General features: G+C 58.8%; 18 protein-coding genes. 5 read left to right on the top strand and 13 right to left on the bottom strand.

The features are described from left to right. Positions 1–22: 22 nt before the first annotated feature. The 7 genes from ACR0A2_RS04610 to ACR0A2_RS04580 form a co-directional block, all read right to left on the bottom strand. Positions 23–619, bottom strand: a complete 597-nt coding sequence (locus ACR0A2_RS04610) for a YceI family protein (RefSeq protein WP_480834185.1) — start codon at positions 617–619, stop codon at positions 23–25. Continuing rightward, positions 616–1,830 (bottom strand): MFS transporter, encoded by a 1,215-nt coding sequence (locus ACR0A2_RS04605; RefSeq protein WP_171231782.1) that lies wholly within the window; start codon positions 1,828–1,830, stop codon positions 616–618. The genes ACR0A2_RS04610 and ACR0A2_RS04605 overlap by 4 nt, the downstream gene beginning before the upstream one ends. 62 nt (positions 1,831–1,892) lie before the next feature. Next, complete coding sequence (locus ACR0A2_RS04600; protein WP_171228593.1) at positions 1,893–2,513, bottom strand: ImuA family protein; 621 nt, start codon at positions 2,511–2,513, stop codon at positions 1,893–1,895. 48 nt (positions 2,514–2,561) lie between these two features. After that, complete coding sequence (locus tag ACR0A2_RS04595) at positions 2,562–3,143, bottom strand: retropepsin-like aspartic protease family protein (protein ID WP_152457745.1); 582 nt, start codon at positions 3,141–3,143, stop codon at positions 2,562–2,564. Positions 3,144–3,185: 42 nt separating this feature from the next. Then, positions 3,186–3,803 carry a MarC family protein gene (locus ACR0A2_RS04590; protein WP_152457746.1) on the bottom strand — a complete coding sequence of 206 codons (618 nt, stop codon included), beginning with the start codon at positions 3,801–3,803 and terminating at the stop codon, positions 3,186–3,188. A gap of 2 nt (positions 3,804–3,805) precedes the next feature. Then, positions 3,806–4,195, bottom strand: a complete 390-nt coding sequence (locus ACR0A2_RS04585; protein ID WP_480618662.1) for an ACT domain-containing protein — start codon at positions 4,193–4,195, stop codon at positions 3,806–3,808. Further along, positions 4,192–6,042: an ABC-F family ATP-binding cassette domain-containing protein gene (locus ACR0A2_RS04580; protein ID WP_480834184.1), complete on the bottom strand. Its 1,851-nt coding sequence runs from the start codon at positions 6,040–6,042 to the stop codon at positions 4,192–4,194. The genes ACR0A2_RS04585 and ACR0A2_RS04580 overlap by 4 nt, the downstream gene beginning before the upstream one ends. Before the next feature lie 106 nt (positions 6,043–6,148). On the opposite strand from ACR0A2_RS04580, the gene ACR0A2_RS04575 reads away from it, so the two are divergent. Both ACR0A2_RS04575 and ndk read left to right on the top strand, forming a co-directional pair. Continuing rightward, the gene (locus ACR0A2_RS04575; protein ID WP_480834183.1) at positions 6,149–7,351 is read left to right on the top strand and encodes a multidrug effflux MFS transporter; all 1,203 of its coding nucleotides are present in this window, start codon (positions 6,149–6,151) and stop codon (positions 7,349–7,351) included. 114 nt (positions 7,352–7,465) lie between these two features. Then, a complete protein-coding gene (ndk, locus tag ACR0A2_RS04570; protein ID WP_068334875.1) occupies positions 7,466–7,888 on the top strand; it encodes a nucleoside-diphosphate kinase in 423 nt (140 codons plus the stop codon). 54 nt (positions 7,889–7,942) lie between these two features. On the opposite strand, the gene ACR0A2_RS04565 is transcribed toward ndk, so the two are convergent. Next, positions 7,943–8,290, bottom strand: coding sequence for a TfoX/Sxy family protein (locus ACR0A2_RS04565; RefSeq protein ID WP_171168488.1), 348 nt, complete (start codon positions 8,288–8,290; stop codon positions 7,943–7,945). A gap of 305 nt (positions 8,291–8,595) precedes the next feature. Here ACR0A2_RS04565 and ACR0A2_RS04560 point away from each other — a divergent pair, with 305 nt between their 5' ends. The 3 genes from ACR0A2_RS04560 to ACR0A2_RS04550 are packed head-to-tail and all read left to right on the top strand — an operon-like array spanning position 8,596 to position 11,339. Next, on the top strand, positions 8,596–10,116 hold the full coding sequence (locus ACR0A2_RS04560) for a CHAD domain-containing protein (RefSeq protein ID WP_480834182.1): 1,521 nt from the start codon (positions 8,596–8,598) through the stop codon (positions 10,114–10,116). 3 nt (positions 10,117–10,119) lie between these two features. Further along, positions 10,120–10,875: a ParA family protein gene (locus ACR0A2_RS04555; RefSeq protein WP_171362987.1), complete on the top strand. Its 756-nt coding sequence runs from the start codon at positions 10,120–10,122 to the stop codon at positions 10,873–10,875. After that, positions 10,872–11,339, top strand: a complete 468-nt coding sequence (locus ACR0A2_RS04550; protein ID WP_171116304.1) for a CYTH domain-containing protein — start codon at positions 10,872–10,874, stop codon at positions 11,337–11,339. Before ACR0A2_RS04555 ends, ACR0A2_RS04550 begins: the two co-directional genes overlap by 4 nt. Here ACR0A2_RS04550 and ACR0A2_RS04545 read toward each other — a convergent pair. The 5 genes from ACR0A2_RS04545 to ACR0A2_RS04525 all read right to left on the bottom strand — a co-directional run bounded on the left by ACR0A2_RS04545 (position 11,336) and on the right by ACR0A2_RS04525 (position 18,795). Further along, a complete protein-coding gene (locus tag ACR0A2_RS04545; protein WP_480834181.1) occupies positions 11,336–12,706 on the bottom strand; it encodes an ATP-binding protein in 1,371 nt (456 codons plus the stop codon). The genes ACR0A2_RS04550 and ACR0A2_RS04545 overlap by 4 nt on opposite strands. Next, positions 12,699–13,379, bottom strand: a complete 681-nt coding sequence (locus ACR0A2_RS04540) for a response regulator transcription factor (RefSeq protein WP_152457754.1) — start codon at positions 13,377–13,379, stop codon at positions 12,699–12,701. The genes ACR0A2_RS04545 and ACR0A2_RS04540 overlap by 8 nt, the downstream gene beginning before the upstream one ends. Positions 13,380–13,559: 180 nt before the next feature. Beyond that, entirely contained in the window at positions 13,560–14,996 is a 1,437-nt protein-coding gene (locus ACR0A2_RS04535; RefSeq protein ID WP_480834179.1) for a DegQ family serine endoprotease, read from the bottom strand. Between the two features lie 750 nt (positions 14,997–15,746). Continuing rightward, positions 15,747–16,346 carry a nucleotidyltransferase family protein gene (locus ACR0A2_RS04530; protein ID WP_480834178.1) on the bottom strand — a complete coding sequence of 200 codons (600 nt, stop codon included), beginning with the start codon at positions 16,344–16,346 and terminating at the stop codon, positions 15,747–15,749. Between the two features lie 31 nt (positions 16,347–16,377). Beyond that, positions 16,378–18,795, bottom strand: a complete 2,418-nt coding sequence (locus ACR0A2_RS04525) for a GcvT family protein (protein WP_480834177.1) — start codon at positions 18,793–18,795, stop codon at positions 16,378–16,380. Positions 18,796–18,935: the final 140 nt, after the last annotated feature.

The raw sequence follows: 18,935 nt of genomic DNA, 5'->3' as shown, positions 1-18,935 counted from the left end.
GTCGTTTTTTGCCGTTCGGCGATCAGGTCGCGCGGATGATCTCGGCGCGGATGTCCAGGCCGACGGTGTCGTCAACCAGGTCAGGATAGCCCGAAGCTCCGAAGTCGTGCCGGTTCAAAGCGCCCTTCAGGCCAATGGTCAGGCGGCTCAGATCGTTCACTGCACTTCCTGCCTGCCGGTACAGATTGGCCTCCAACGTGATCGGGCGGGTCACGCCGCGGACCGTCAGATCACCCGTGATCCGAGCGCCATCTGATATCCGCCCTTCCGCGCCCAGTTGTATGTCCGTTGACACAAACCGGATCGTTGGGTGCTGCTTCGCGTCCAAAACGCTGGGGCTGAGCATGGGCATACGGGCAAAGGGAAGCCGCGTTCTGGCTTTGCTGACGTCCAGTGTCACCGTGACCTGGCTGTTCTGTAGCCGACCTGTGTCAATCTGAACATTGGCGGTCCGGATCGGCATCGTCCCTGACTGTGTCACCCCCGCAAGATCAAACGTGAACCCGACCCGGGTGCCTTCATCCGACAGGATGTATGGCCGCAATGCGGCTTGTGCCGCCTGGGTCAGGGGCAGGGTTGCCAGCCCGGCTAGCAGGTTGCGACGGGTCAGAAGGATCATGCCATGACGCTTTCCCGTGTGGGGCGGGATCTTCTGAGCAGCATCAGAACGATCGCAATGTTCAGACCATTCCAAAAGATGCCATTCACGAACGCCAGTTGGTAGCTTCCGGTGAGGTCGTAGATCCATCCTGACATCCAGCCACCGAGCGCCATGCCAAGAATGGTCATCATCATGACGAACCCGACCCGCGCACCAGCTTCTTGCGGCGGCATGTATTCGCGGACAATCAACGCATAGCTGGGCACGATGCCGCCCTGTGCCAGACCAAAGAGCAGGCTGATGGCATAAAGCGACACCATTCCATCGTAGGGCAGGAACAGGAACAGGGCGATACATTGCAGGAGCGAACCGATCAAAAGCGTCAGGACCCCGCCAAGCCGATCTGCCAACAAACCCGAGATGATCCGGCTGACAACACCACCCAATAACATCAGTGACAGCATCTCGGCCCCGACCGCGGGCCCATATCCCAGCCCGACGCAATAGGAGACGATATGAACCTGTGGCATCGACATGGCGACACAACAACCGATCCCGGCCAAGCCCAGAATATATTGCAGCGCGCGCGGTGACACACCGACACTTCGTGCATTGATTTGGGCGGATGCTGCGGCAGTGCTGTGTGCCTCGACCGGAACCCTGCGGCGTAGCAGCAGCGACAGGGGAATGACGACGACAAGCGTCAGCACGGCGAGCGTCAGATAGACCTGTTGCCATCCATCCCGCGCCAGAATTCCGGACAGCATGGTGGGCCAGATGGCGCCGGACAGGTAATTCCCACTGGCGACCAACGCGACGGCAATGCCGCGCCGTTTCATGAACCAATGTGAGATATCTGCGATCAGCGGGCCAAACCCAATCGATGTGCCCAGCCCCAGCAGGAGATGCGCCGCGGATAGCAACATTATGCTCGGTGCCAGCGTTGCCAGCACATAGCTCAGCGCACTCAAGACGGCTGCTCCGATCAGGGCGCTGGTGACGCCCAGCCGGTCCACCACCTGCCCCAGCCACATGTTGCCCAGGGCAAAACCGATCATCGCCAAAGTGTACGGCATCGAGGCTTCGGCACGACCGGCCCCGAATTCGGCTTCGACTGCGGGCATGACCACGATCACGGCCCACATGCCCACATTCGCCACTGTTGCAATGGCGAGCGTGATCAGAAGGCGAAGCCAGGAATAGCGGCTGTCATGGATCGGATGGCTCATGTGGTGACGCTAGGGCGCGGCCCGCGTTTTGACCAGTCACATCTTGCGTGATCCGTGTGGCTTTATGCCGGTGTGTCTTCGGTTTCGATCCGTTCCAGATGTAACCCGGCACGGGCGGCGGTCATGGTGGCCTGCCATGTGACCGGGGGCAGGGCACGGGCGCGGCGGCGTGTCAGAGCCCAGATCCGAGCCTCATCCCGATGGGTGGCCGCCATGTGCCAGCGCGTTTCAACCCCTTGCGCGCCGCCATCTCCGGGTGTCAGCAGCAAACCAAGCGGAGCCCGCCCCATCGCACCCCCCTGTTCGGCGGCCAGATGCATCCGGCGTATCGGCGTGAGCCCCGGTGCGCCGGGCAGGTCGCCGATGATCAGCGGAATGGCCCCGCTGCGCAGCGCCTCCTCCAGGCACCACAGCAGATCTTCGGCACGGGTGGGATGAACAAAAATGAACCGGGCCGGATCGGCAAAGGCCATCATCCCATCGGGGTTCAACTGGCCGGGTTCCCAGGCGGGGGAAATCCACAAGACCGGCCCCTGCGTCTGACCGGCTAGCCACATGGCAAAGCTGCGCCGGGCGGGGCCGCATGCCTCGTGCACGCGGCCCAGTTCCAGGGTGATCTGCGGATGGAGCTTTACCCCCGGCGCCTGACGCGCAGTTTTGTGGCCAAGAAGCTGAGTGGACATGCCGGAATGTTAGCATGTTCCACTTTTGTTCTCAAGTGGTCGGGGCCGTCAACGAGACAGGATCAACTTGCCATTTGCAAATTGGACGCTCGAGAAACGATGCAGATATTCCATCCCCAAAAGCGATTTATCCAGCTCGCCCTCATTGACCCAGGCCGATACGTTCTGGTCGGTAATGGGGCCTGCGGTCAGGGTGTCAAGCCGCACCGGCGCCGTGCGCACTTCGCCGTTGGCGGTCAGGGCGCGGCCGAAATAGTTCAGTTGGTCGGGATCGATGCCCACACGTTCTGCGTCCCGGGCACTGAGAACGATCTGGCTAGCACCGGTGTCGACAAGAAAGTTGATCGGCTCACCATTCACCAAAACCGGAAGGTAATAATGACCATCATAGGCACGAGGCACCTCGATCGCGTTGCCGGTGACGGTCATCTGCGGGGCAGGGCCAACCGAAGACCGGATGTCTTCCCACAGGCCGATGACGGCGATGACGCCAACAAAAATGAACACCCAGGCCATCACCTGCTGCAACGTCTTGTTCAGGGACTGGCGGTTTTGCGAAACGAACCAGAACGCGACGGCCAGCCCAAGCACGACCAGATAGACCAGTTGTCCGATATCGACGCTGTCCACAGGGTTCACCCCACTCAAGTTGCACGTCACATATATGGGAGTCTAAGACGCAAAACCAAAGGCCTTGAGGCCATCGAGAATGAACTGCACCGACAAGGCCGCAAGCAACATCCCCAGCAGCCGGGTCAACACGTTCAGCCCGGTCTTGCCCAAAACCCGCGCGACCGCGCCAGAGGTCAGATACATCACGAAGACCATTGCCAGCACAACCAGCATCACGCCGATGACAATGGCAAGGCCCTGAATGCCCGGCTGCTGGCCCGCAAGCAGAATCATCGTTGCAATCGATCCGGGGCCTGCAATCAGCGGGATGCCCAAGGGAAAGACGGACGGGTCCGGGTGTTCCTCTTCCTCGGCGCTGCTTTCGCGTCGCTTGGTGCGGCGTTCAAACAGCATATCCAGCGCGGTCAGGAACAGCAGGACACCTCCTGCAACGCGGAACGCTTCCATCGAGATGCCGACAAACCCCAGAAGCGCTTCGCCAAAGGCGGCAAACAGGGCCAGGATGAAGCCCGCCGTCAGGCAGGCCCGAATGGCAATGGACCGGCGCGTGTGCCAGTCCATACCCTGCGTCAGCGCCACGAAGATCGGCGTTTGCGCGGGCGGATCAAGGACCACGAAAAGCGTTGTGAACGCGGTAATCAGAAATGCACTGTCCATTGTTATCTGCTGCTCCGTTGCAGGTCTTGCAGGATACGCAGGGCATCCTGCGAACAACCCGATGGGACATAGACGTGATCGTGGTGATACCCCGCGACCATGTTCGCGGGAATGCCGGCCCGTGCCAGCGCGCTGGAAACGGCGGCGGTCAAACCAACACCTTCCAGCGAGGAATGAACCTGCAACGTGATGCACCGCATCGCGACGGCATCTTGCGGAGCCGCAGCGATCGGGACGACAAGAGACTGCCCTTCGCCCTCGGCGCAGCTGGCCCGCGTGCCCTGTGGCCAGGGTTTGTCTTCTGGCCATACGACAAAGGCAAATTCACCGGGCTGCAAGTCGGGATGCATACCCGCGATCATGGCGTTGGTGTCCGTGATGGGCGTGCTCATGCGGTTTCTGCCTGTTCAAGCCGTTCGGCGGCCGCGACCCACAATGCCTCGGCTTTTTGCATGGCCTCGGTGACTTCGGTGAACTTGCGGTTCCAGGTTTCCAGGTCGTTGATCCTTTCGTCCTCGTACAGCGCCGGATCGGCCAGTTTGGTCGAAAGCTTGTCATGCATTTCCGTCAGCTTTTCGATCCGGTCCTCGCATTTGCGCAGATCCGCACGCAAGGCCAGTATCGTCTCGCGCGGGGGGCGTTTCGATTTGACCGCCCGGGGCTTTTCCCTGACGGGTCTGTCGCGCGCCAGCAGCAGGGACCGATAGGCTTCAAGGTCGCCGTTGAAAGGTTTGACCGTACCGTCCGAAACCAGCCAGAGTCGATCCGCGACAAGGCTCAGCAGGTGCATGTCGTGACTGACCAGAACCACCGCGCCGGAATAAGCCGTCAGCGCCTCGACCAGCGCCTCGCGGCTTTCGATGTCAAGGTGGTTGGTCGGCTCGTCAAGGATCAGCATATGGGGCGCGTCGATCGTGGCGAGCAGCAGTGAAAGCCGCGCTTTCTGTCCGCCCGACAGGCGCCCGACCTCGGTTTCCGCCTGATCCGCATTCAACCCGAACCCGGCCAGTCGCGATCGCCACTTGCCCGGCGCTTCGTCAGGGCGCAGACGGCGCAGGTGGTCCAGCGGCGTTTCGTCCACGTAAAGCTCATCCACCTGATGCTGCGCGAAATACCCGATGCGCAGCTTGTTGCTGCGGGTCATCTTGCCCGCCATGAGGGGCAGCCGGTCCGACAGCAGCTTGGACAAGGTCGACTTGCCCTGTCCGTTCTTGCCCAACAGCGCGATACGGTCATCCTGATCGATACGCAGGTTCAGGCGGCGCAGCACTTCGGTTTCGCCATAGCCGGTGACGCCGCCTTCGATCTGGATGATCGGTGGAGACAGTTCCTCGGGTTCCGGAAAGCTGAAGGCGCGCAGGGCGGCCTCTTGCGGGGTCGAGACCAGTTGGATGCGTTCGATCATCTTCAGGCGCGACTGGGCCTGAACGGCCTTCGAGGCCTTGTAGCGGAACCGATCCACAAAGCTTTGCAGATGTGCGATGCGGGCCTTGGCCTTGGCGTTTTCCGATTCCGCCTGTGCCAGCCGTTCCGCACGGCGTTCCGCGAACTTATCGTAGGGCACCGCGTAATAGGTCAGCTTGCGGTCTTCCAGATGCAGGATCGACCCCACGGCGCGGTTCAGAAGGCCGCGGTCGTGGCTGATGATGATCACAGTGTGCGGATATTTGGCCAGATAACTTTCCAGCCATAGCGCGCCTTCGAGGTCCAGATAGTTGGTCGGTTCGTCCAGCAGCAGCAGATCGGGCTGAGAAAACAGCACCGCCGCCAGCGCAACGCGCATCCGCCAGCCGCCCGAGAAATCCGAACAGGGGCGCTGCTGGTCTTCGTCGTCAAAGCCCAACCCCTTGAGGATCGAAGCCGCGCGGGCCTCGGCGGACCAGGCGTCGATATCGGCCAGACGTGTCTGAATTTCAGCGATACGTGTCGGGTCTTCGGCGCTTTCGGCCTCGGCCATCAATGCACTGCGTTCGGTATCAGCGGCCAGAACCGTATTGATCAGCGAGACGTCAGAGGAGGGCACCTCTTGCGCCACGCCACCGATCCGAGCGCGTTTCGGGACCGAGATATTTCCCGATTCCAAAGCCAACTCGCCCCGGATCAGGCGGAACAGCGTGGTCTTTCCGGTTCCGTTCCGACCGACAAGGCCAACCTTGTGACCATCGGGAATCGTCGCGGTTGCGCCGTCAAACAACGGGCGACCTTCAACGGCATAAGTGATGTCTTCGATCCGTAACATGGGGCGCTCTTAGCAGAGCTGTGTTGCCACCGCCAGCGGCTCGGCATGTTCAATCTTTAAGCAATGTGATAGCGCTGTGTCGTTTTCTATTCGGAACGGTTTTCACATGCGCGCGGCCCGGACACCTCCGCACTTGGTCACTCTGATTTTTGCCACGGCACTGTCGGTTTTGTCACTGAACATGTTCCTGCCGTCTTTGGCCCACATGAGTACGGATTTCGGTGTGGATTATGGCTTGGTTAACCTGTCGGTTGCCGGGTATCTGGCGGTCTCAGCCGTGTTGCAGCTGATCATGGGTCCGCTTTCCGATCGTTACGGGCGCAGACCGATACTTTTGATGTGCATCACCATCTTCGTCATCGCCTCAATCGGATGCTCTCTGGCCGAGGCCATTTGGACGTTCCTGGGCTTTCGTCTTTTGCAGGCCGCGGTGGTGGCTGGGTCAGTTCTTTCCAGCGCATCGATCAGAGATCGGTATCCGCCGAACGAGGCTGCAAGCAAACTGGGGTATGTGGCGATGGCCATGGCTTTGGCCCCAATGCTTGGCCCTATGCTGGGTGGGACGCTCGACATGCTCTTTGGCTGGCGCTCGGGGTTTGTTCTTTACACTGTGCTGGGGGCAGGGCTGCTGGTTTTGCTTTGGTTCGACATGGGCGAGACCAATACAAACCGCTCTTCAACTTTTACAGCCCAATTGCGCGAGTATCCGGATCTGTTTCGCGCCCGCCGATTCTGGGGCTATGCCTTATGCGCATCGTTTTCGATTGGTGGGTTCTACAGCTTCATCACCGGCGCCCCAATGGTGGCCGCCGCATGGTTTGATCTGAGCCCTGCCATGTTGGGACTTGGGATTGGTATCATAACAGGCGGGTTCATGGTCGGTAACTTCGTTACTGGTCGGATCGCGGTACGGACACGTCTGACCACAATGATCCTGATCGGCCGCGTTGTGGCTTCGACCGGGCCATTCTGCGGATTGCTTCTGTTCATCGCCGGGCTGGGGTCAGTCTGGGTATTCTTCGGTTCGGCCATCTGCGTTGGATTCGGCAATGGACTGACCAATGCAAACGCTTCGGCAGGGGTCATGTCCGTGCGACCCAAACTGGCAGGCAGCGCGGCAGGGTTGTCCGGGGCGATGGTGGTCGGGCTTGGCGCGATCCTGACCTCGATGACGGGTGCGTTTGTCAGCCCTGAAAACGGGCCGTTTCTGGTTCTGGGCATGATGTGGGCCAGCAGCTTTGCAGGTTTGCTTGCAGTGCTTTACGTTCGGCGTCTGGACCGGGTAGACCCTTTGCCGGATACATTCTGAGCGCCAAAGCGGCGGGCAAACCATCATAACACTTTTCATGAGCGAAAGACCGTGGTACGCGGCGCGCGATGGATTTCGGCGCGGACCCGCGCCACATTGTAAGGAGAGGCCGACATGGCACTGGAACGTACATTCTCGATCATCAAACCCGACGCAACGCGTCGCAACCTGACTGGCAAGATCAACGCCAAGTTCGAAGAAGCCGGGCTGCGTATCGTTGCGCAGAAGCGCATCCACATGACCAAGGAACAAGCCGGCAAGTTCTACGAAGTGCATGCCGAGCGTCCGTTCTATGACGAACTGTGCGAATTCATGTCGTCGGCTCCGGTCGTTGTTCAGGTTCTGGAAGGCGAAGGCGCCATTGCCAAGAACCGTGAAGTCATGGGGGCAACCAACCCGGCGGACGCAGCACCGGGCACCATCCGCGCGGAGTTTGCTGAATCGGTTGGCGAAAACTCGGTCCATGGTTCGGACGCGCCGGAAACCGCGGCTGTTGAGATCGCATATTTCTTCTCGGGCATCGAACTGGTCGGCTAAGCCGGTTTTTTGCCGAAAGATCGGGCCGCTCTGCCAGGAGCGGCCTTTTTTTGTTCAGACCTGCTTTAGATCTTTGGGTTCAACCCGAACCCCGACGGCATCCAGATCGGCAACCATCCGGTTTTCCGGCGCGGCGCTGTTGCCGGCCTTGATCGCGTCGAAACGTTGTCGCAGCTTCTTTTTCTCTTCACCCTTGCAATCATTCCAGGGGCGTCCCTGAAGCCCCATCACCAAAACATAGTAGCCGATGAAATGTGCTTTGGTACCAGCCCGCAAAAGCCGGGCATAGGCTTCATCCGGTCCCAGCTGTCGCAGTTCATCAGCCGAGTGGATGCCGGCGCGCGCGCAGGCCTGCTCGAAAGCCGGGCCAAGGTTGCGGATCGAAGAAACTGGATCGCTCATGAGCCTGTCTTAATTGCACCTCTGGGGTCTGTCACCCATGTTTGCGCGTTGGCGAAACATAATGTCTTGCTGTCTTCTGGTGTTTCCGCTCTCATGAAGTCATGCTGCCTCGGCGGTCCGGGTTTCAAAAGCCAACAGATACCAAACGCGGGTCGGTCCAGGGCCAGACAAACTGCTGACCAAGGTAAAAGCCGAATACGCTGAACGTGATGAAGGATCAGAACCGTCGAAGAAGGAACCAGCGTGCAGAAGATCGTTGAGACAAATGTCATTGAACACCTGAAAACGCCCCGGATTGGTGGATCATGACCGAACCTTCAGGTGTTCAGTGCATTCTGTCCCGATCCATTGACAAAGCGCATGTTGAAAAGCTCATTCCCGGGTTCACGATCAGGATCGACCCACCAACGGAATCGAGATCTTTCGTGCTTTTGGATTGCCACGATCAATCGTTGCGGAATTCAGGTCGTGTTCTGGTTGAGGTCGCAGAAACACTGTGGCTTTTCCAGAATGGCCGTGCGCCGCTGTCTCAACGCTGCATGGGGCAGGGGCGGTTTGTTCAAGACCTGCCGCGGGGTCCGGTGACAAGGGCTTTGAAGGGTTTCCCCAAACTGCGTGCGCTGATGCAGATCGGAACCGGAGAGATTCAGACGAAACCCCTCGTCGTACTGGATGAGCTGGAGAAAACACTGGTCAGGGGAACGGTTTGGTGCCTGTCTTCGCAGACGGGTCAGGCAGCAATCGTTCAGCTTCAGCGGCTGCGGGGGTATGAGAAAGAATTTCAAAAAGTGAACACCGCGATTTCCGCCTTGTCCGGGGGCGGGCCGGGTGTCGAAGCGCTTTGTGCCGGACTTTTCCCGGGCATGGCCGCCTATCGCGCCAAGCCAGAGATCAAGTTGGGAAAAGCTGAGCCATCTATTCAGGTCGCGGCAGATATCATTCAAACATATCTGCAAGTTGGCCGGCAAAACGAATATGGGGTGATAGCCGATATCGACACAGAGTTTCTGCATGATTACCGGGTGTCATTGCGAAAGGTCCGATCCGTGATCAGCCTGTTCAAAGGCGTATTTTCCGACGCGCAGACAGTGCAATTGAAGCGTGTCTTTTCCGATCTCATGGCCGCCACCGGGCGTATGCGTGATCTGGATGTCTACCTTCTGGAAAAAGATAAATACTTCAGTCTGGTACCGCCCAGTCTTCACGCGGGCCTGCAAGAGATGTTCGACCTTTTCGAGAAGGAGCGCGCCAAGGAACTGTCACGCTTGTCCCGCCGGTTGCGCAGTGACGAATACGACGCCCGTATGTCCGATCTGACGGCGATGTTCAACGGAACGGATCACCTGACGCCCGGATCAAACGCGAAACGGGCAGCACATGAATACGCGTGCACATTGATCTGGAAACGGTATCGCAAGGTCTGCAAAATCGCACGCGGTATCACCGACGAAACTCCGGACGAAACCGTGCATGACCTTCGTATCGATTGCAAGAAACTGCGCTATCTGATGGAGATTTTTGGGCCTCTGTTCGATGAAAAGAGCTTCAAGAACATCATCAAGCCATTGAAAAAGCTCCAGGACAATCTGGGCGTGTTCAACGACTGCGCTGTTCAGCAAAACTCCTTGCTGGCCTTTGTCGCGCAGCACAGCGACACGCGGGGCCATGTGGATGCGCGGATGGGCTTGGCCGTTGGGGGATTGATTGCGGTTCTGGATCAGCGCCAAAAGGCCGAGCGGAGCCGCGTGATTGCCAGCTTTCAGAAGTTTGACGGTCCAGATACCCGGCACCTGTTTCAGAACTTGTTTCACCGACAAAAGGAGTGAGGAATGAAGATCATTGCCTGTTACAGCAACAAGGGCGGTGTTGGCAAAACCGCTACTTCGGTGAACCTGGCTTATTCCTATGCGCAGGCGGGGCAACAGGTGCTGTTGTGTGATCTCGACCCCCAGGGCGCTTCAGGGTTCTACTTTCGGGTGAAGCCATCAAAAAAACTGAAGGATGCGCGGTTTTTCGAGGATGTGGCGCGGTTTATCAAGGCGATCCGGGCCAGTGATTTCGAAGGGCTGGACGTGCTGCCGGCGAACCTGACCTTTCGCGACTTCGACGTGTTCCTGTCGCGGATGCGGAACAAACGCTCGCGGCTGAAAAAAGCTTTGATGGCCGCGGGCAGCGACTATGACGTGATCATTCTGGATTGCCCGCCCAACTTTTCAACTTTGTCCGAGAATGTCTTCAAAGCTGCCGATGAAATCGTCGTGCCGGTCATGCCGACAACCCTGTCCGAGCGGAGTTTCGATCAGTTGGTAAGCTTTTTTGAACAACACAAGCTGCGCAAGAAAAAGCTGCGCGCCTTTTTTTCGATGGTGCAACACCGGAAGGTTTTGCATCAGGAAACCATGAAGGAGATGCGCAAGCTGTATCCGAAACGCTTTTTGCAGACGGTGGTTCCTTTCGCTGCGGATATTGAAAAGATGGGTCAGTATCGTGCCCCGGTCTGTACCTATGCCGGGCGCAGTGCGGCCTGTGCGTCTTACAGGGCGCTGTTTGAAGAGCTGGAAAACGGAGTGATTTCGAACCAATGAGCAAGGAAATCGAGCGCAAGTTTCTGGTTTCAAGCCTGCCGGACCTGAGCGAAGCGAAAAAGGCCGTTGTAAGACAGGGTTATCTGACAGCCCCCGACGATTCCACCGAGCTTCGGCTGAGGCAAAAGAACGATGCGTATTTCCTGACCTTGAAAGGGGTCGGTGGCCTGGTCCGGGTAGAACGAGAGGCAGAGATCACTGCGGATCAGTTCGAAACCTTCTGGCCGGAAACCGAAGGGCGCAGGGTTGAAAAAGAGCGCTACACCGGACATTTGCCGGATGGCTTGCTGTTCGAGCTGGACGTCTTTTCAGGCGATCTGGCGCCGTTGCGCCTGGTCGAGGTAGAGTTCACTTCGGAGGAGCAGGCCAAAGGATACGTGCCACCGGATTGGTTCGGTGCGGATGTCACCGCTGACACGCGTTACAAGAACAAAACCATGGCGATATACGGTGTTCCGGATTAACGCAGTTGTGCCAGATTGATCGTGGTTTCCAGCCCGGGGTCGCAGTTCCGGGCGGCGAATTTTCCGCCGTGCATATGTGAGATTGCGGCCACCAGTGCCAGGCCCAATCCCGCATTCCGTTCCGTCCGCGCGGGGTCAAGTGTCAAGAAAGGAAGCTGAAGGCGATCCAGTTCTTCAGGCGGCACGCCGGGGCCACGATCCCTGACGCTCAGTTGGGTGAAACCGTCGCGAATACCGATCGAGATCGTGATTGCAGTATGTTCCGGCGCGTAACGCATTGCGTTTTCCAACAGATTGGAAAGAGCTTGCGACAGAAGCGGCCGGTGCCCCTGAATGGCCGGGGCGGAACCCTTGACTTCAAGCTGCACGCCTTGATCGGCGGCGACCGGGTCATAAAGCTCGACAACATCACCAACAAGTTGCTGCAAATCGATGGTTTCGAATTGCTCGCGCCCCAGGCCGGCCTCGGCCCGAGAGATTTCGGTGAGCTGCCCCAGAACCCGCAGGACGTGATCGATTTCACCCGTCGCCCGCGCAATGTCGATCTCGCGATCCAAGTCGCTTTTGTCGGGTTCAGAGAGGGCCTCGACCCTTTGCCGCAGACGAGACAAAGGTGAGCGGAGATCATGTGCAATCGAATTAGATGTGGTCCGAAGGTTGCTTATCAACTCCTCGATCCGGTCAAGCATGTTGTTCAATGTGCCTGAAACCTGATCGAATTCGTCCCCGGTTCCGCGCAGCGGCATCCGTTTTGACAGATCGCCTGAAACGATATTCTCGGCCGTACTGGCGATATCCGAAAGGCGCGAAAACACCAAACGCGTGAACAACCAGCCGGTGATGACGCTCAGAACCAAAGCAATCCCAAGCGCCAACGCAACCGAGCGAAACAAAACCCTGTCGAATTGCTGGCGCGACGCTGCATCCCGTCCAACCAGCAGGCGCTCGCCGCCCGGAAGGCGGATGGATGCAGCTGAAACCGGCACAAGCTGATCATTGTCGGCCCGGCGCAATTCCAAGTCCACCCAACCGCTTCCAGCGGCAATGTTCACCGGCCAAGACTTGAGATTGCCGACAAGTTTGACCCCCAACCTGTCTGTCAAAAGATACAGCGCGTCCCGCTCGGCGGCACTTGGCAAACGGCGCTCAATTGCAGTGATCAAACCTATCAGCCCACGCCTTTCGTATTCATCCGCAAGCCCTGTCAACTCGGCTGATACGACCGAGCGGGTTTCGGCCTCGATGCTTCGATTGGCGGTCACATAGACGATGGCGAGTACAGACGCCGTCAGAATCGTGCTCAGAAACATGCTGGTTGCAACCAGCCTTGTGCGGGAATTGTTCAGGGAAAGCCGAAGGTTATCCATCGGACATCATGTAACCCGCTCCGCGGACGGTTTCAATCAATGGCGCGTCACCGCCTTCGTCCAATTGGCGCCGCAACTTCGAAATATGCACGTCCACGACGTTGGTGTTTGGGTCAAAATGATAATCCCAAACGCCTTCAAGCAACATGGTGCGCGACACCACGCGGTTTTTGCGGCGCAGGAAAAATTCGAGAATCTGAAACTCACGCGGTGTCAGGGTGATCTCGTGCCCGTCGCGTGTGACCTTGCGGGTCAGCAAATCCATCTGAAGGTCTTTGCAAGTCAATGTCGGCGTCTCTTCGGATTCCTGAGGGCGACGCAACAGGGCTTCGATCCTGGCGTGCAACTCCTGAAACGAAAAAGGCTTGACCAGGTAATCGTCAGCGCCCGAGCGCAGCCCTTTTACCCTTTCGTCCACGGCGCTCATCGCCGTCAGCATCAAAACCGGGGTTTTCAAACCGGCGGCCCGCATCGACTTGATCAGCGACAGCCCGTCCAGACCGGGCAGCATCCTGTCAAGAACAATGGCGTCAAACCCACCGTCCGTGGCATGGTACAACCCCTCACGACCGTCAGCAGCGGTTTCGACCACATACCCCTCTTCGCCAAAACCTTTGGCGATGAAGTCCCTGGTGTCAGCATCATCTTCGACGATCAACAGACGGCGGCTCATGGTCGGGATCCTTTCTTTTGATATTTAAACACAAATTTTAACTAAAGCATATGGTTAGAAGAAGTTCTTGCCGGGTGCTGGGCCGGCACCCGGCAAGCCCGGCGGATAGTGGACAACTCTGATCCGCCGGGTGAGGCGTGCGCCGAAAATCCCCATCAAGCGGCGCACGCATGTTCAAGGTCAGGCCAGTTCGACCGCGACAAAAATCTGGCTGCCGCCACGGTTGATCAGCACCAGGGCAGGATCGGTTTTTTCACTGTCCAGCGCAGCCTTCAAAGCATCCGAAGTGACAGTGTCCTGATTGCCGAGCTTGACGATCACATCGCCGCGTTGCAGGCCGGCCTTTGCCGCAGGGCTGTCGGGCTTCAGGTCGGTGACGACAACGCCCTCGACGGTTTCAGCAACACCATTTTCTGCCCGAACCGCTTCGGTCAGGGGGGCCACGGTCACACCCAGTGTTGTTCCCGCAACTTCCGCCTCGACCGGTTTGTCGGCCTCGGCCGATGCGGCCTGATGCTGGCCAACCGTCAAGGTCACAGTTTCCATCTTGCCGTCACGCAAAACGGTCAGAGTGCTGTCGGTGCCGACCTTGGTCGTGCCCACAAGGATGGGAAGGTCACCGCTGGACTCCACGGCATCGTCGTTGAAGCTCAGGATAACGTCTCCCTGCTTCAGGGCGCCGTCTGCTGGGCTGCCGGCAACCACGTCAGACACCAGCGCACCCGAGGAAGCCTCGATTCCCAACGCTGCTGCAAGTTGTGGGCTTACGTTCTGGATCGACACGCCCAGCCAACCGCGGCTCACCTGTCCGTCATCCCGCAGATCGGCTGCGATGTGTTCAACGATGTTCGACGTGACGGCAAATCCAAGCCCTACAGAACCACCGCTGGGTGAATAGATGGCCGAGTTCACACCGACCACTTCGCCATCCATGTTGAACAGGGGACCGCCCGAGTTGCCTTTGTTGATCGCTGCATCTGTCTGGATGAACTCGGCATAAGGGCCTTCCGAGATGTTGCGGCCTTTTGCCGAAACGATGCCTGTGGTCACGGTCGAGCTCAGGCCGAAGGGGTTGCCGATGGCTACCACATCTTCACCTACGCGGATCTCGTCGCTGTCGCCAAGCTCTACGGCTTGCAGGTCAGTTCCTGCGTCGATTTTCAGAACCGCGATATCCGTCAACGGGTCCGTTCCGACCACTTCGGCTTCGAAGGTACGGTCATCGCTGAGCCTTACGGTCACGGTCGAGGCATTGTCGACGACATGGTGATTGGTGACAATGTATCCGGCTTCGTCCAGAACAAATCCCGAACCCAGGCCCTGAGACGGGCCGCGTTGCGGCATGTTGAACCCTTCGGGGCCGCCGAAGCGTTTGAAGAATTCACCAAAAGGGTGTCCTTCGAAGTCAAAGTTTTGCCCCTGGGTTGGGGTCGGCGCTGTATCTTGTTCAGCGATGATGGTTACGACCGAGGGTGAAACGGTCTCAACCAGATCGGCCAATGCCTCGTCCGCCATGGACGGTATAGCCGTCGTTGCCAGTAGGGCCGCGCCGAGCGCGCTGACACCCACCCAGTTGGAAGTGCGAGGAAGTAGAAGCGAGGATTTGCGGATGCTCATTTGTGTCTCCTGATTATCGTCGCGCAGTTGCGGCTGCGCGTTGAGACAACAGTTGCATGCTCAGAATTGGCGTTTCCTGACTGATCAATTAATAAATCTTAATTTTGCCACAAAGCCGGTGTTGGGTTGCGGTCGACGTCGATCGGGATTCGCGGAATTTCACCGATCCGCACCAGAGCGAATCGGAGGATTGTTGCTAAAAATGGCGTCAAACTTTCAAAAATATTGAATTTGTTTTGTTTTGTTGACAATCATCCTTCCGAATGATGGAGAAAAAAGCTGCTCTTCCAATGGTTGTGGGTGGGTCTGTGTGAGGCATGGCTTGACACACTAAAAATCTTTTTGAGTGCGGATATCGGTGAATAAGTTTGCGCTTAATCACGAATCGCTACCCCTTCCGAATTTGAAGAGTCTCCTTTAAGTTGATCCTAGTCTCGCGCGATGTTGCGTAAAAGCCATTCGCAGAAGACCCAAATTAACCATTCCTTCCAATTTTACGTTGTTTCGAGCGATCGGATAAGTGAGGATGAAGGTGCCCAAGTGAGGGGAGCCAAAAGCGCTAGGGGGCGCTGGCGGCTAACTCGATCACCAAAAGTGATAGCGGCGTGTTAACGAGGGGGTCTTGTTTAGGTTTGGCTGTTTGGGAGTCGGAGTGTTTCTGAAAGCACACTGGCCACACTTTGGAGATTGAGCAAAGTGGTAGTCCTGTTTTGGGCACCGGCCCGGTCGATAAGACCGGGCCGTGTTTGTTCAGGGGGCACGTTTTTTGCGCCAGGCCCTCCAGTCACCCGGGGTATCCAGATCCAAAAGTGCGTTTCGGCCAGGCAGCGGATGCAGATGAACAAAGTCTTTATGCTCCCGCACGATCTCTTGTGCACCGTCGTCCCCCTGCAACTGTGACAGTTGACCAAAAAGGGATCTGTCAAACACCACCGGATGACCGGGCTTTCCATCCTCGGTTGTACCACGCCAGATCAGGTAGTCGGGATGGGTTAGTCGCGCTTTCAGGATTGTTGTCAGGTCAGCCTGGGTCAGATCGGGCAGATCGGCCAGCAAAACCATCGCGGCGGATGCATCCGGCGGCAGTTTTTGGATTGCGGCGCGCAAACTGGCGTTCATGCCTTCTGCCGCATCCCGGACCGGAACGATCTGGACATCCATGCCATCAAGTGCGCCATATCTGGGATTTGGTTCAGGGGGCAGGGCGACAATCACAGGACCCACGGCGGAGGCTGTGCGTGCCGAGCGGGCTAGTAACGGAATGCCGTTGATCGGCTGCATCAATTTGTCGATGCCGCCCATGCGGCTGGATTGACCCGCTGCCAAAAGGATAATGGGTATTTCGGTCATTTCGGTACAATGCCGTGGGCCCGAGCGCGAGTCATCCCCTCATTCGGGCGCCATCTGCGTCAAACAAGGGTGTCGAGATGACCTTTGCCTTGCGCATCTGGCCCAGTATTTCGATCTTGACTTCAAACCCGTCTGCTGCGCGTTCGGTTGGCAGAAAACCGATGGCGACGGACTTGCGGGCATAATGCGAATAACCGCCCGAGGTGCAGAAGCCCACGACAGTGCCATCCAGCCAGATCGGTTCATAGGCGTTCACGTCGGCGTCGTCTGCGTCGACCTCGAAGGCCACCAGCCTGCGCGCGGGGCCGTCGGCACGTTCCGTCTCGGCGGCGGCTCGGCCGATGAAATCAGCGGGCTTGTTGAAGGCGATGAAGCGGTCGAGCCCGGTTTCAGCGGGGGTGTAGTCGGGTGAGAATTCGCGCATCCACGAGCCGAAGAACTTGTCGAGCCGCAGGCTCATCATCGCGCGCATGCCGAAGGGGGTGATGCCGTGCGGTTGCCCGGCCTGCCATAGGGTCCACCATAGTTGGCGCTGCGCCATCGGATCGCAGTAGATCTCGAACCCCAGATCGCCGGTATAGCTGACCCGCTGCACGATGCAGTCGGTCATGCCGACGACCATCCGGCGCACGTCCATGAAGCGCATGTCGCTGATATCGGCGCGCGTGCAGGCGGCCAGAACCTCGCGTGCCTTGGGGCCTGCGATCTGGAAGCCGTTGCGTTTGTCGCTGATATTCTCGACGGTTACGCCGTCTTGCTGATGGTGCTGGAACCAGCGAATGTGGAAACTTTGTGCGCCGTAAGAGGCGGTGAGCTGGAATTCCTCCTCGCCCAGACAGGACACGGTGAAATCCCCGATCAGCTTGCCCTTGGGCGACAGCATCGGGGTCAGCGACAGGCGGCCCGGCTTGGGGATGCGCCCGGCCATGATCCGATCCAGCCAGTCGCGGGCGCGCGGACCTGTCACAAGGTATTTGCCGAAATTATGCACCTCGTTGATACCCACGCCCCCGCGCACGGCACGTACCTCGCGGCCCGTTGCCGCAAACGCGTCCGAGCGGCGGAAGGACGGGGTCTCGAAGGTCGGTTCGCCCGCTTGCGCGAAATAGTTGGCGACCTCGAGCCCGTATTGCTGGCCCCAGACGGCGCCCAGATCGCTGAAGATGTCATACATCGGCGTGGTGCGGTTGGGCCGCGCAGCGGGCAGTTCCTCGTTGGGGTAGGCGACAGAGAAGCGTTTCTGATAGTTCTCGATCACCTTGGGGCGGGTGTAGCCGGGGGTGATCCAGTCGCCGAATCGGGCGACGTCCATGGCAAAGACGTCGCGCTCGGGTTCGCCCTCGATCATCCATTGCGCCAGCGTCAGGCCGACGCCGCCGCCTTGGCTGAACCCGGCCATCACGCCGCAGGCCGACCAGTAGTTGCGCACGCCCGGCACCGGCCCGACCAGCGGGTTGCCGTCGGGGGCAAAGGTGAAGGGGCCGTGGATCACCGATTTTACACCGGCCTCGGCCAGAACCGGGAAGCGGCGATAGGCGAACTCGATACTGTCGGTGATCTTGTCGAAATCATCGGGCAGCAGTTCGTGCCCGAACTCCCATGGCGTGCCGTCCACGGCCCAGGGCTTGCAGGGCTGTTCGTAGAATCCGATGCACAGGCCGCGCCCTTCCTGCCGCAGATAGCTCTCGCCGGCCGGGTCCATGACGTGCGGATGCTCGCCGCCCGCGTCGATGATCGCCTCGATCTGAGGGATGTTGTCGGTGACAAGGTATTGATGCTCCATCGGGTGCAGCGGGAAGTAGATGCCCGCCATCGCGCCCACCTCGCGCGCCCACAGGCCGCCGGCGTTGACGATATGCTCGGCGTGGATGGTGCCCTTGTCGGTGACCACGTCCCAAGTGCCGTCGGGGCGCTGGTTGGTCTCGCGCACCATGCAGTGGGTTTCGATCGTGGCCCCACCCATCCGTGCGGCCTTGGCATAGGCGTGGGTCGTGCCCGAAGGGTCGAGGTGCCCGTCCAGCGGATCATAGAGCGCGCCGATGATGCCGTCGGTGTTGGTGATGGGGGCGATCTTCTTGATCTCGTCGGGGCCGACGATTTCGGTTTCCAGCCCCATGAAGCGGTGCTTGGCACGTTCGGCCAGCAGCATGTCGAACCGGTCCTGATTGTCGGCCAAGGTGATGCCGCCCACATGGTGCAGCCCGCAGGACATGCCGGTGATCTCTTCCAGCTCTTTGTACAGCCGGATGGTATAGCCTTGCAGTGCGGCCATATTGGTATCGCCGTTGAGCGTATGAAACCCGCCCGCCGCGTGCCAGGTCGACCCGCTGGTCAGCTCCGACCGCTCCAGCAGCATCACGTCGGACCAGCCCAGCTTGGTCAGGTGATAGAGCACCGAGCATCCGACGACGCCGCCTCCGATGACGGCAACCTGACAGGTGGTTTTCACAGTGTTCCTCCCTATGGTTATGGAAAAAACTGTCGAGCCGGTGGGGATTTTACTCGTCTGTTAGCGACAACAAGTGTCGCATGTCACCTATTGCTCCGGCTTTGGATTTGCACAGTCTTCTTGCGCAGCCAAAGTACGTC

The organism is Ruegeria sp. H8 (assembly GCF_056532905.1).
Note: the sequence above shows the minus strand (reverse complement) of the source record. Positions and strands in the feature narration are given on the sequence as shown.